At 34.7% G+C, this 14077-nt stretch carries 13 protein-coding genes; 8 read left to right on the top strand and 5 right to left on the bottom strand.

All coding sequences use genetic code 11. From position 1 onward, the window contains the following. Positions 1-14 precede the first annotated feature (14 nt). The 5 genes from K337_RS0110650 (at position 15) to speB (ending at position 4916) form a co-directional block, all read left to right on the top strand. Complete coding sequence (locus K337_RS0110650) at positions 15-1034, top strand: extracellular solute-binding protein (protein ID WP_028856597.1); 1020 nt, start codon at positions 15-17, stop codon at positions 1032-1034. A 293-nt stretch (positions 1035-1327) separates the two neighbouring features. Continuing rightward, on the top strand, positions 1328-2764 hold the full coding sequence (locus tag K337_RS0110645; protein ID WP_028856596.1) for an aminotransferase class I/II-fold pyridoxal phosphate-dependent enzyme: 1437 nt from the start codon (positions 1328-1330) through the stop codon (positions 2762-2764). Between the two features lie 2 nt (positions 2765-2766). Then, complete coding sequence (gene speD / locus K337_RS0110640; RefSeq protein WP_028856595.1) at positions 2767-3201, top strand: adenosylmethionine decarboxylase; 435 nt, start codon at positions 2767-2769, stop codon at positions 3199-3201. Positions 3202-3220: 19 nt separating this feature from the next. Continuing rightward, positions 3221-4078: a polyamine aminopropyltransferase gene (speE, locus tag K337_RS0110635; RefSeq protein WP_028856594.1), complete on the top strand. Its 858-nt coding sequence runs from the start codon at positions 3221-3223 to the stop codon at positions 4076-4078. Continuing rightward, positions 4068-4916: an agmatinase gene (gene speB, locus K337_RS0110630; RefSeq protein ID WP_028856593.1), complete on the top strand. Its 849-nt coding sequence runs from the start codon at positions 4068-4070 to the stop codon at positions 4914-4916. Before speE ends, speB begins: the two co-directional genes overlap by 11 nt. 59 nt (positions 4917-4975) lie before the next feature. Here the strand turns inward: speB and K337_RS0110625 are convergent, their stop codons facing one another. The 5 genes from K337_RS0110625 to K337_RS19885 form a co-directional block, all read right to left on the bottom strand. Next, positions 4976-6250, bottom strand: a complete 1275-nt coding sequence (locus K337_RS0110625) for an ArsB/NhaD family transporter (protein WP_028856592.1) — start codon at positions 6248-6250, stop codon at positions 4976-4978. Between the two features lie 19 nt (positions 6251-6269). After that, positions 6270-7193 carry a PTS sugar transporter subunit IIA gene (locus tag K337_RS0110620; RefSeq protein ID WP_028856591.1) on the bottom strand — a complete coding sequence of 308 codons (924 nt, stop codon included), beginning with the start codon at positions 7191-7193 and terminating at the stop codon, positions 6270-6272. 218 nt (positions 7194-7411) lie between these two features. Beyond that, on the bottom strand, positions 7412-8080 hold the full coding sequence (locus K337_RS0110615) for a FadR/GntR family transcriptional regulator (RefSeq protein WP_028856590.1): 669 nt from the start codon (positions 8078-8080) through the stop codon (positions 7412-7414). 109 nt (positions 8081-8189) lie between these two features. Next, positions 8190-10886 (bottom strand): pyruvate, phosphate dikinase, encoded by a 2697-nt coding sequence (ppdK, locus tag K337_RS0110610; RefSeq protein WP_028856589.1) that lies wholly within the window; start codon positions 10884-10886, stop codon positions 8190-8192. Between the two features lie 183 nt (positions 10887-11069). Beyond that, positions 11070-11243 carry a hypothetical protein gene (locus K337_RS19885; RefSeq protein ID WP_156877359.1) on the bottom strand — a complete coding sequence of 58 codons (174 nt, stop codon included), beginning with the start codon at positions 11241-11243 and terminating at the stop codon, positions 11070-11072. Between the two features lie 168 nt (positions 11244-11411). Between K337_RS19885 and K337_RS18260 the strand changes: the two genes are divergently transcribed. From K337_RS18260 to K337_RS0110590, 3 genes are all read left to right on the top strand, one after another. Next, positions 11412-12482, top strand: coding sequence for an AI-2E family transporter (locus tag K337_RS18260; RefSeq protein ID WP_051251715.1), 1071 nt, complete (start codon positions 11412-11414; stop codon positions 12480-12482). A 32-nt stretch (positions 12483-12514) separates the two neighbouring features. Then, positions 12515-13411: a fumarylacetoacetate hydrolase family protein gene (locus K337_RS0110595; protein ID WP_028856588.1), complete on the top strand. Its 897-nt coding sequence runs from the start codon at positions 12515-12517 to the stop codon at positions 13409-13411. A 219-nt stretch (positions 13412-13630) separates the two neighbouring features. Further along, a complete protein-coding gene (locus tag K337_RS0110590; RefSeq protein ID WP_028856587.1) occupies positions 13631-14056 on the top strand; it encodes a hypothetical protein in 426 nt (141 codons plus the stop codon). Positions 14057-14077: the final 21 nt, after the last annotated feature.

Here is a 14077-nt window from a genome sequence, read left to right as displayed (position 1 = left end):
AAAGGAGGGGAAAAATGAAAAAAAGTGTTGTTTTTATTTTAATGTTATTAGCCTTGGTAGGTTGTGGAAAAGAGGAGCAGAAAAACGAGTTATATTTATTTAACTGGTCAGACTATATTCCAAATGAAGTGATTACTGAGTTTGAAAATGAAACAGGTATAAAAGTTATAACGGATTATTATTCTTCTAACGAAGAGATGTATGCAAAGATAAAGGCTGGAGGGGATGGCTACGATATAACTGTTCCATCTACTGACTATGCTGAGATCATGATGAAACAAGGAATGTTGGAAAAGATAGATAAATCTAAAATTTCAAACCTAAAAGAACTGAATGAAGAGATTGGATCTAAGATTAGTTTTGACAAAAATCACGACTATATCATCCCATACTCTGTAGGAGCAACTGGGATAGCTGTAAATACAAAATATGTAAAGAATTTTGAAAAGTCATTTGACATATACAACAGGGAAGATTTAAAAGGGAAGATGACTCTTCTAGATGATATGAGAGAGGTTATGTCTAGTGCATTAATCATTGCAGGACATTCGCCAGAATCTTCTGATCCACAAGACTTGGCAGATGCTAAAAAAATCATCTTAGGATGGAAGGAAAATATCTTGAAATTTGACAGCGAGAGTTTTGGAAAAGGATTTACAAATGGTGAGTATTTAGTGGTTCACGGGTACTATGAAAATATAGTAGCTCATATGACCGATGAACAGGCTGAAAATATGGTATTTTTCATACCAGAAAAGGGAGCTCAGATGTATATCGACAGTATGGTTATACTAAAGGGAGCTAAAAATGTTGAAAATGCCTACAAATTTATAGATTATATCTATAGACCGGAAGTGTATGTAAAGATTGTAGATTATTTAGAAACTCCTTCTATAAATGTAGGGGCAAATAAAATCAGAGAAACTAAACCTGTTTATGATGTAGAGGATCTAAAAGATGCTTACCTCATGAAAGATTTAGGTGAGGCATTGACACCTCAAAGTGAAGTTTGGAATGAAATTTTAACTCAATAAATAAAATAAGAAGGACCGTAGATAAACAGAGTTATCTATGGTCTTTTTTTATCCATTATAAAAAAAATTGACAAAGTTTTATTTTTTTTATACAATTAAATGAAAAAAGTTTAGTAATACTGTTTTTTAAAACGCGTTATATAAAACATAATAAGTTAAAAAAATAAGGTTTCTAAATTCTAATTTATGGGAAAAATAAATAATAAAATATTGCTCTTTCAAATTTTTGAAAGAACAATATTTTTTTTAGAAAAAAGGTTTAGTATTAGTAAACTTTGAATATAGGAGGGATCATGCAAAAAAAGACACCACTCTTCGACGCATTAAAAAACTATCATAAAACAGAGATAGTATCTTTTGATGTTCCGGGACATAAGAAAAGGTTTCAAAATGAATTTTCAGATTATATAGGTCATAAAATAATAGAATTAGACACCAATTCCATGAAGGAACTGGATATATTAAATAACCCAACTGGGGTAATAAGGGAAGCACATCAATTGATGGCTCAAGCTTATAGTGCAGATGAAGCTTTTTTTCTTGTCAATGGGACGACTTCTGGGATACAGACAATGGTTATGAGTGCCTGTAATCCCGGGGATAAAATAATCCTTCCTAGAAATGTTCATAAAAGTGCTATCAATGCACTTATTCTAAGCGGAGCTACTCCGGTCTATATAGACCCTGAAGTAGATGAAACTCTGGGAATAAGTTTAGGTGTAAGTATAGAAAAAATAAAAGAAGCTGTGATAAAAGATCCGGATATTAAGGCAGTATTTATAATAAATCCGACATATTATGGGGCTGTATCTGACCTAGAGGAGATTATAAAGTTCTGTCATAAAAAAGAAATAGTAGTATTGGTAGATGAGGCTCATGGGGCACATTTTCCATTTCATGATAATTTCCCTAAAAATGCTATGGCTTTAGGGGCGGACATGTCTGCAATAAGTATCCATAAAACAGGAGGATCTCTGACTCAAAGTTCGGTACTTCTTTTAAAAAGTGGATTTATAGATCAGCAAAGGGTAAAGAAAATGCTGAATTTGACCCAGACTACAAGTGCTTCGTATCTTTTAATGACCAGTTTAGATGTAGCTAGAAAAATTTTGGTTACAGAAGGGGAGGAGATCTTTACCAATCTTTTAGATATGATATCTAAATTTAGAGAGGAATTAAATTCCATTCCAGGGATAAGATGCTTTAAATCGATATTATCAGATAAACTCTATGATTTTGATGAGACTAAGATAGGTATCAATCTCCATGGTCTTGGACTTACTGGATTTGAAGGTTATGACATCCTGAGGGAAAAATATAATATCCAGATGGAGTTAGCTGATACCCATAATATACTTGGAATAGCCAGTATAGGAGATGTTTGGGAAGACTATCAAAAACTTATAGATGCATTAAAAGAGATGGCGAAAGATCACAAAGGGGCAAATAAAACAATAGATTTTAATGAACTTGAAAGTCCGGAACTAGTAGTGTCTCCAAGGGATGCTTTCTATTCAGAAACTGAAAGTATTCCATTAGAAAAAGCAATAGGTAAAGTAAGCGGAGAGTCCATTATGGTATACCCTCCAGGGATTCCACTGCTGATTCAAGGAGAAAGGATTTCAAAAGATTTGATAGACCATATATATTTTTTAAAGGAACAGAAGGCTGTTATTACTGGGATGAACGATAAAACATTGAATAATATAAGTATTTTAAAAGGAGAATAGAAATGACGTTAGAAACTTTAGGAAGACATATTTTGATAGAATTTTATAACTGTAATGAAGAGATACTGGCGAGTCCAGAACTTGTTGAAAAACATATGAATAAGGCGGCTAAAATAGCCAACGCTACGATAGTAAATTCGGTATTTCACCATTTTAATCCTTACGGAGTATCTGGAGCCGTTATTATCTCTGAATCTCACTTGGCTATCCATACTTGGCCGGAATATGGATATGCAGCAGTGGATGTATTTACATGTGGAGACAAGATAAATCCATGGACAGCTTTTGATTTTTTAGAGAGTGTATTTGAAGCAGATAGAAGTGAATCTATGGAAATCCCTAGAGGTATGGTGGAAAAGATCAGAAAATTCCATCCTGAACAACTGGGAAAGGTAACATTTAAACCGGAAGATAATCAAGAATCAGTTAATTATTAATTAAAATCAGGAGGAAGTTATGTTAGATTTATGGTATACAGAAAATTGGACTGAGAATACAAAATTCTCTATTAAGGTAAAAGAACACCTTCACAGTGAGATGAGTAAATTCCAAAAGATAGATTTTTTTGATTCGGAAGAATATGGTAAGTTTTTTACTCTAGACGGACTTATGATGGTCACAGAAAAAGATGAATTTATCTACCATGATATGATTACCCATGTAGCTATGGCAACGAATCCAAAGGTAAAAAAAGTATTGGTAATTGGTGCTGGCGACGGTGGAACTGTAAGAGAACTTACTAGATATAAAAATATAGAAAAAATAGATATGGTAGAAATAGATGAGAGGGTAGTAAGATTATCCCAACAATTTTTACCTGTTACAGCTGAAAAATTAGAGGATCCTAGAGTAACTATGTATTTTGAAGATGGATTAAAATTTGTAGAAGAGGCAGAAGCAGGAAAATATGACTTGATTTTAGTGGATTCTACCGACCCAATATCTGTAGGAGAGGGGTTATTTACAACAGAATTTTATAACAACTGCTTCAGAGTATTAGGAGAGGAAGGAATCTTAATAAATCAGCATGAATCTCCATATTTTGAAAAGTTTTCAAAAGAGATGCAGAAAGCTCATAGAAAAATATTGGATACTTTTCCAATAGCCAAAGTATATCAATTCCATCAGCCTACTTATCCTTCAGGACACTGGTTATTTGGATTTGCATCTAAAAAATTCGACCCTATAAAGGATCATAACCCAGAGGAATGGGAAAAATTAAATATAAAAACTAGATATTATAATTCAGAGCTGCACAGAGGTTGTTTTGCTCTACCGAATTATGTTAAGGAGATGTTAGAGATTGAGAAATAAAAATATTTCTACTTTTATTGGATTTGATAATGAATATCACGAATCTAAAATAGTAGTGTTTGGTGCTCCCTTTGATGGAACCACATCTTTTCGACCTGGTACCAGGTTTGCTCCAGAAGTAATGAGGAGAGAATCTTACGGATTAGAAACTTACAGCCCTTATTTAGAAAAAGATTTAGAAAATTATAATGTTTTCGATGGAGGAGATTTAGAGTTTTCATTTGGAAATCCAAAGAGTACTTTAGAAAGCATATATAAATATGCAGAAAAAATATTAAAAGATGATAAAGTTCCATTTATGGTAGGAGGAGAACACCTGGTTTCCTATGGAACAATAAAGGCTGTACATGAGAAATATCCTGATCTTCATGTTATTCATCTAGATGCTCATGCAGACCTGAGGGATGACTATATGGGAGAAAAATTTTCTCATGCATCGGTACTAAGAAGGTGCTGGGACCTTTTAGGAGACGGGAAGATCTATCAATTCGGCATTAGATCTGGGAACAAGGAAGAATTTTTGTGGGCTAAAGATCATACCTATATGGAAAAATTTGGTATAGATACCTTAGCTGAGATAACGGAAAAATTAAAAGATGTTCCAGTATATATAACTATTGATCTGGATATTCTGGATCCCTCTATTTTTTCTGGAACTGGAACACCAGAGCCAGGAGGACTTACCTTCACTGAGATTATAAAGGGAATAAAAGAATTTGAAAAATTAAATGTTGTAGGAGGAGATATAGTAGAATTATCTCCTAACTACGATACAAGTGGAGCTTCTACAGCAACAGCATGTAAAGTTTTACGAGAAGTAATCTTAACTATGGTATAAAAAAAAGCCGCTGACAATTAGATTTGTCAGTGGCTTTTTTTATTCTGATATTTTATTCTTTAAAAATACTTAATGAATAGATAGATGTTAGCTATGACTAAAGTTTGAACAGCTATGATAATACCGAACTTCATAAATTTACCAAAACTTATCTTGCATCCTGCCTTATTGGCGGAGTTTATAGCCACTACATTGGTTGCTGATGCTAAGATGGTGATGTTTCCTCCTAGGAGTGATCCCATAGATAGTGCCCACCAAAGTGACATGGTATTTCCCTCTGAAAAAGTAGGAAGCATAAAATGGATGATCTTAGAAACCATAGCCGCATTGGCTACATTTCCTATAACAGATGTAAAAGCAGCCGATACCCAAAGTACCATAGCTGCAGCATAGTGTAGATGACCATCTGCTAACTCTAAAACTTTATCTCCTACAAGATCTACTATTCCTGTAGCTTCTATCCCCTGGATTAACATGAATAATCCCATAAAGAAAAATAGTGTATCCCATTCTACATGTTTGAAAACTTCTATAGGTTCCCTTTTAGTTATCAGGATTAATACCACTGCACCAGTAAGTGCCATGATTGCTAATCCTTTATCGATGAAGTTGTTCATCAAAAATCCAAAAATTACCAAAGCAAATATAGTAGCTGATTCCTGAAGTAATTTCATATCTTTTAGGGATCTAGAGGCATCGAGTTCCATTACTCTGGCTTTTAGATCTCTAGAGACTACCATCTTTCTACCATACATAAAATAAACTGTGATAAGAAGTGCAACCAGTGAAATAACGGCAACTGGAGCTGTATTAACCAGGAAATCGTTGAAACCGAGCTTCCCCTCAGCACCTATGATAAGCTGAGTAGGGTCACCGATCAATGTAGCTAATCCACCTATGTTGGCTGACATTATAAGGGTCATAATATATACAAATGGGTCTACCTTTAACTGATTTGCCAGTAAGATAGATACCGGTGCCATGAGTAGGATAGTAGTTACATTATCTAAAAATGCTGAACATACAGCTGTAATTACTGCAAGGAGTACAAGTAATGGAAAAGGTTCCCCCTTTACTAATTGTGCTACCTTTACTGCTAGATACTGAAATACCCCTGTCTCAGAGATAAAATGAACTATTATCATCATTCCTACCAGAAGGAGGATGATCTCTAGTCTTGAGCCGATAGCATGGAGAGCTTCGTGCTCATTTATGATTCCTACAAGTGCCATAGAAAGACCACCCAAAAGAGTGGCTATGGGACCTGGAACCTTTTCTGTTATTATTAAATAAAATGTTGCTATAAATATAATTAAACCTATTGCTAACTGCATCTTTACTTTCCTCCTAAACTTATATATGTAAAACTTTTTTGATTATATGTGATCTTAAGATTGTACCGTAATACTTTCCTTTTTCAACCACATATATTCTGGTAAAGCCTTTATTTACCATGAGCAGGCATATTTCCATTATAGGAGTTTTTCTGTCTACAACTATTGTTTTTTTTCTATAAATTTCACTGATTGTGGCTGTTTTTTCATTCTTTAAATATTCCTCAAAGGGTTCTCCTATGGTGAAGAAATTTAAGTCATCCATTACCGAAGTATAATCAGTCATTCCGTAGGAGATAAGCTCTCTTTCAGTCATCTCACCTAAAAAATATCCCTTGTCATCTACTACAGGAAATCCAGGTTTTTCTTCAGTGATAAGTCTTCTCGCTATATCGTCTAAGGTATCATTTGGACTCGCTGGTTTTATTGTAGGATCCATAACATCCTCAGCAGTGATCTTATTCTCGATCTTTACATCGATATGGCTAAGTAAATCATAGACTTCAGATCCTGTCTTGGCATTTTTCAATTTTTCTAATAGGACTTTATCTTTGATAGCTATCTTAGTAATAGAAGACATGATCTTTAAGATGACTTTACTTTTTAGAGTTTCGGCAGTAATCATAAAGAAGATCTTAACCTGATCTTTATTTCTCATATCTGCCATATCACATTCAATAGGTTCTTTCATGATACCTATAGAGATGAGGATATCGTCATATCCATCTACCCTGGCATGGGGAATAGCGATACCGCTTCCCATTGCAGTAGAGACTTCAGCTTCCCTGGCAAAGACTGATTTCCTGATCAGGTCTACAGATTCATTGAATATTTTGTCATTTTTAGCAGTGTTGTCGATCATTTGACCGATGATATCTTCCTTGGTATCTCCCTCTAAATTTAAGTAGATACACCTAGGATTCAGATAACTTGATAATTTCATATATAACCCCCAAAATTTTTATTTTATATTTTATTATACAATTTATTCATATTTTTTTTATTTTTATTTTATTAAAATTATTAACATGGTAATATCTCTCAATTACTTCAAGGTATTATATAACTTTTAAGGAAAATTTAATAATACTAATTTCCTTTGTTATATATAAGTGAATCATTATGATAAAATCAAAATAAATTATATAAGATCAAGAAAGACTATTTTATTTTATCTAAATCTTTTAAAGACCTCAATATATGCAGTTTAGTTGATAATTTTGCCATCTCTATATCCCTGTCTAAGATAGCATCTAGTATTTTCTTATGTTCCTCTATTCTTTCAGCAGGAGGAAGTTTATGGTATTCTTCGGTATAATTATATTTTAGGATATTAAAAATTATCTGATTTACCTTAGATAACATCTTATTTTGGCTGCCACTTGCAATCTCTTGATGAAAATCCATATCCAAAAGAAAAAAATCCTCTCCTCCATGGCTGATTTTCATTTTATTAAATATAGATTGTAAGTTTTCTTTATTTTCTTTGTTAGCATTTTTTATAAAAAGTTCCACTGCAAGAACATCCATGTAACTACGATATTCTAAGATTTCGTGATAACTGCTTCCACTAATTGCCATAAAAGGAATAAGATTATTTAAATAAGTTCCTTCATCGACCTTATTTACAAAACTTCCCCCTCCTCTTTTTTTAGATAAGATATTTAGTGCTACTAATTTTTCAATAGCAGACCTTACAGAAACCCTGCTTATCCCCAATTCTTCGGCAAGTCTGACTTCGGGAGTGATCTTGTCCCCCGCCTTCCAATCACCTTTAATTATCATTTTTTCAATATATTCGTAGGCTATATCTATAGCTGTTTTTTTCATAAATTTTCAACTCCTTACTTTTCAACTATTAACATCATACCTTATTAAAGGCAAAATAAAAAGTAGCTAAACAGTGTGTTTAACTACTTTTTATTTAAAAATGCTAATTTTATTTTATCTCTGCCTTAGCTGCAGAGAGTCTTGCTATAGGAATTCTATATGGGGAACAGCTGACATAGTCAAAGCCCAAGCCATTTACAAATTTAATGGAATGAGGTTCACCTCCATGTTCGCCGCATATTCCAATTTCCAAATCTTTATTAATATTTCGTCCTTTAGTACTAGCAATATCCATAAGCTGGCCGACACCTTCTGTGTCTATTATTTTAAATGGATCAACTTCCAATACTCCTTCTTTTAGATAGGTCGGTAAAAATGTTCCTGTATCATCTCTAGAATATCCAAAGGTCATCTGTGTCAGGTCGTTTGTACCGAAGGAGAAGAACTCTGTCTCTGAAGCTATTTTATCAGCTGTAAGAGCAGCCCGGGGAACTTCGATCATAGTTCCTATTTTATATTTAATGCTGCTATTTTTCTCTTCAAATACCTTTGTAATAGTATCTAAGATAAGTTGTTTTTGTAATCTATATTCCTCGACCTTTCCAATGAGGGGAACCATTATTTCGGGATAGACATCGATTCCTCTAGAATGAACCTCCAGAGCAGCTTCTATAATAGCCCGGGTCTGCATAACGGTGATCTCAGGATAGGTAATTCCCAGACGGCATCCACGGTGTCCTAACATTGGGTTGGATTCTTTTAGATGCTCTACAGCTTCTCTGATTTTTCCAGCTGGAACATGAATTTCGTGAGCCAATTCCTCTTGTTTTTCCTTGGTATGTGGAAGGAATTCATGGAGAGGTGGGTCGAGCAGCCTTATTGTTACGGGTTTTTCTTTTAAAACTTCAAAGATACCTATAAAATCTTCCCTTTGAAGGGGAAGCATCTTGGCTAGAGCTTTTTCCCGTCCTTCTGTATTTGGAGCTAAGATCATCTCCCTCATAGCTTTTATCTTATCTTCTTCAAAGAACATATGTTCTGTTCTGCAGAGACCAATTCCTTTTGCTCCAAATTCAATGGCTTTTTTAGCATCTTTTGGAGTATCTGCATTTGCTCTGACTTCCATCCTGGCTAATTTGTCAGCAATCTCTAAAATTTGGTGAAAATTATTGTCTAACTTAGGAGCTTTAGTGACAAGTTTACCCTCGTAGACCATCCCAGTGCTACCGTCGATAGAGATAAAATCTCCCTCTTTGAATACCCTATCTCCTACTTTAAATTTTCTTTTTTTATAATCAATCACTATCTCTCCAGCTCCGGCAATACAGCATTTCCCCATTCCCCGGGCCACTACAGCTGCATGGGAAGTCATCCCCCCACGAACAGTCAAGAATCCTTGAGCTAAATTCATACCGTTGATATCCTCGGGAGAGGTTTCAAGTCTGACTAAGATTGCTTTTTCATACTTTTCTACCTCATCAGCAAAGAAAACTACCTGACCTACAGCAGCTCCTGGTGCAGCAGGGAGTCCACGGGTAAGGACTTCTATGTCTATTTTATCTTTATCAAATACTGGGTGTAGAAGTTCATCAATCTTGCTGAGTTTTATCCTTCTGATAACTTCCTCTGAATTTATCTTATTTTCGTTATAGAGGTCCATTGCTATCTTAATCATGGCCATACCGGTTCTCTTTCCAGTTCTGGTCTGGAGGAGCCAAAGTTTTCTATTTTGCACTGTGAATTCCATATCCTGCATATCTGTATAATGATCTTCTAATATTCTCTGAATCTTATAGAGATCTTTGTATACTTCAGGCATGAGTTCTTCTAGAGATGGATGGTTTCTTCTTCTCTCTTCCATAGGGATATTATTCCGAACTGCCCACTCAAGAGACTCTTTTTTAGTTATTTGCCATGGGGTCCTGACACCTGCAACTACATCTTCCCCCTGGGCATTTATTAAAAATTCTCCATTGAAATAATTTTCACCAGTAGCAGCATTTCTTGTAAAGGCTACCCCGGTAGCAGAATCAGAACCGGTGTTTCCATAGACCATAGACTGTACATTTACAGCAGTTCCCCAATTAGATGGGATCCCTTCGATAGCTCTATAGGTAATAGCTCTGTCATTCATCCAACTTCTGAATACCGCCAATATAGCCAGCCATAGCTGTTCATATGGATCCTGGGGAAATTGGATACCCATTTGTTCTTGTATAGCGTCTTTAAACCTACTCACTAATACTTTTAGGTTTTCCACATTGAAATCAAGATCAGTTTTTATCTTTAGTTCCTTTTTATAGTTGTCGATTATCTTTTCAAAGGGGTTGAGATCCTCTTTGGATTCTGGGGTCATTCCTAAGACAACATCTCCATACATTTGAATAAATCTTCTGTAGGAGTCCCAGGCAAATCTTGGATTATCAGTGATAGCAGCCAACCCTTCCACTATTTCGTCGTTGAGTCCCAGATTTAAAACTGTATCCATCATCCCAGGCATAGACTGTCTGGCCCCAGATCTGACTGAAAATAATAGTGGGTTTTTAGAATCACCAAATTTTTTATTTAAGATATTTTCAACTTCAAGAATCCCATCTTTTACGTCACTCCAAATAGAATCTTTCAGGGCTTTTTCCCCGAACTCAGTATAAAAATTGCACATTTCAGTAGTCAATGTAAATCCGGGAGGCACTGGGACACCAATTTTAGCCATCTCAGCTAGATTGGCCCCCTTTCCTCCCAGTAAATTTTTAAGTTCTGCTCCACCGTCGGCTTTTCCATTACCGAACCTATAAATCTTACCCATATCCAATACCTCCCTTATTTTTAAACTAAAACTTTATTGTTAATTTATAAAAATATGACCGATAAACTATTTTTTTCTGCTTTTTAACTTTCCTAACAGGTACTATTTATTTACTGCTTTATTTGTTATTTACCTACAAAATAAAAGAAGAGCAGAAAAAAATCTGCTCCTTTGTGAATTCTGTTAAAATGCTTCCATTGTATCTCCATAGATAGTTCTGCTGCCAACTATAATTGTACTTACATCGGAAAGGTTGCTTATTTTATCCCCTACTTTGATAGTACTGTCTTTACTGTCCAAATAAAATTCTTTTCGCCCGATATATATATCCCCATTTTTATAAATTACGACTAACATAATAATCACCTCTTAAAAAATATTTTGTTATTTTAGATAATACTGTATTTTATATATTTTCCTTTTAATATTTTAAATTAGGAGATTTATAAGAAAAAAGTGACAGGAAATAAAAAGAAGAAGTAGTATACTCTGTTAAGATAATTGTGTTATAACAGGGGGGAGATTATGGAAGATAAAAAAAATCAGGAAACACGAAAAGCTGTAGATATATTTATACGGATAAGTTTTATAGCGATCCTTTTTATATGGAGCTTTACAATAATAAAACCACTTTTTATGATTACCCTTTGGGGGATAATAATAGCGGTATCGAGCTTTCCGCTCCACAAAGGGCTAACCAAAATATTAAGGGGAAGAGATAAACTATCGGCAATATTATTGGTACTCACAGGCTTAATATGTGTGATCTTACCTGTGGTGTTATTTATGGATTCTACAATAGAGAGCCTGGGGAAGATAGCAGGAAATTTAAAGGCCGGAACACTGACAATACCTCCGGTGAGCGAAGAGATAAAAAAAATTCCTGTATTGGGGAAAAAAATAGGTGAACTTTGGACATTGTTTACAAGAGATTTTAGCGATATAATAGAAGGAGTGGCTCCTCAGCTTCAAATATATGCTCCTAAAATTTTAGGAATAATTTCAGCATTAGGGTTAACCATAGTTCAATTTATATTTTCCATATTGATAGGAGGAATATTTCTTATGAATGCAGAGGTTTCCAGCAGGGGAGCCGGTAAAATTTTTAAAATATTGATAGGAGAATTTGTTGAAGATTTTCATGAAGTAGCGGCAGGAACCATAAAAAGTGTCGTCCAGGGAGTTGTAGGAATAGCAGTAATTCAGGCTGTTTTTGCAGGAATCGGAATGCTGGCAGCAGGAGTCCCAGGTGCTGGGGTATGGAGTATATTGGTTATGATCTTAGCTATAATCCAATTGCCGCCAATGATAATACTGGTACCCATAGCTGTATATGTGTATTCCACGCAGACTATAACCATAGGTGTACTTTACATAGTATGGACTCTGTTTGTGGGAATATTAGATAACCTATTGAAACCGTTTCTCTTGGGGAGAGGTGTGGATATTCCCATGCTTGTGATCCTGCTGGGATCTTTAGGAGGGATGCTTACTTATGGAATAATCGGGCTTTTTGCCGGACCTGTAATTTTAGCTTTGGGATATAAATTTATAGTGGCCTTGGTAGAAAAAAATGAAACAAAAAATGGCGATTAGCTATTTAATTTTAAGATAACATGGGGGACAGGATGAAATTTTTTACATTTGAATACGAAGGGTTAGAAGAGATAGGTATACTAACAAAGGATGGGAAAAAAATAATACCCATAGATGAGGTTGAGTTGAGTCAGGAGTTCTTTGATATGAATGATTTTATAGAGACCCATGAAAAAAGTGATATAGAAAAATTAGATAAACTCTGGAAGGGGGAGAAAAAAGCAGATGTATATTACGATTTTGATAAGGTTTTAGTATTAGCTCCTATTCCTCTGCCCCTACACGACATTATATGTGTCGGGTTAAATTATAAGGCGCATATACTAGAGACGGTAGCTGAGTTAAATATGAAAAATGAGATCCCTGTGAGCCCTGTAATATTCAGTAAAAGAGCAAGACATGCAGGTGGCAGTGAAGCTGTAATACCATTACATGATGATATTACAAAAAAATTAGACTATGAAGTAGAATTAGGGGTAGTAATGGGAAAAGAAACCTCTAAGACTGCAAAATCAGAGGTAAAGGATAGTATCTTTGGATATACAATTATGAATGATATATCTGCCAGGGATCTTATGGTTAAACATCAGCAGTGGACTATCGGCAAGGGTCTGGATGGAGCTGTAGTAATGGGACCGTGTATCGTTCATAAAGACTATATAGATTATCCCGTTAAACTAAATATAGCCGCTAAGGTAAGCGGAGAATTGAGACAAAATTCCAATACTGAAAACTTTATATTTGATATAGATAGATTGGTTTCGGATATATCAAAGGGGATGACTTTAGAAGCAGGAGATATAATTTCTACAGGAACTCCAGCAGGGGTAGGGATGTCCTTTGATCCACCAAAGTACTTGAAAGATGGAGATGTTATAGAGTGTGAGATCGAGGGGATAGGAGTGTTGAAAAACATAGTGAAAGGATAAGATCTCATCCTTTTTATGCTTTCTCTTAAACTAGGAGAGACCAAAGAGAGAATACAGCTTTCTTTCTCCTGATATAAGAGAGAGAAAAAAAGAGAGAGGTCAGAAAAACGACTAAATCTGAAAAATGGATTTAGTCGTTTTTTTATAGAGTGTGGTATAATATAGAAAAAATTAATTCGTTCTTTGTGGGGAAATTAATTATTAAAGTTGGAGGTAAAGATGAAAAAATTTAACTATATGGAAATGACAAATGATGGGTATAAGATTACTTGCGGCATAGAAAATGAAGTAATGTGTAATATATATGTTTGTGTAAAAGAGGGAGTAGCTGAAAAATTAGCTAAGGAACTATCTGAAAAAAGAATGAATGCAGGAATGGAATGGGAACTGTATGATTTTGAAGAAGATAATGGAAATAAAGGAATAGGATATACATTTACTGCCGAGGAAGAGGAAGTAGAGTTTGAAGCTATGGTAGAACTATGTCATATCAATGACTTTAACTGTGTATATGAGATGGAAGCTCCCAATGGAGACTTAGATATCTATGAAGAGAAGATCGAGGAAGAGTTTGGAGAGTTCTTTGATGAAAAATTTGAAGAGATTGAAGAGTTAGAGGAGCAAATAGCTAAAGAAAGTAAATAATAAATTATGATATGGAGGGGC

This window comes from Psychrilyobacter atlanticus DSM 19335 (assembly GCF_000426625.1).
In the GTDB taxonomy this organism is placed as follows: Bacteria; Fusobacteriota; Fusobacteriia; order Fusobacteriales; family Fusobacteriaceae; genus Psychrilyobacter; species Psychrilyobacter atlanticus.
The sequence above is the reverse complement of the archived record's forward strand: the minus strand, read 5'-3'. Positions and strand labels throughout refer to the sequence as shown.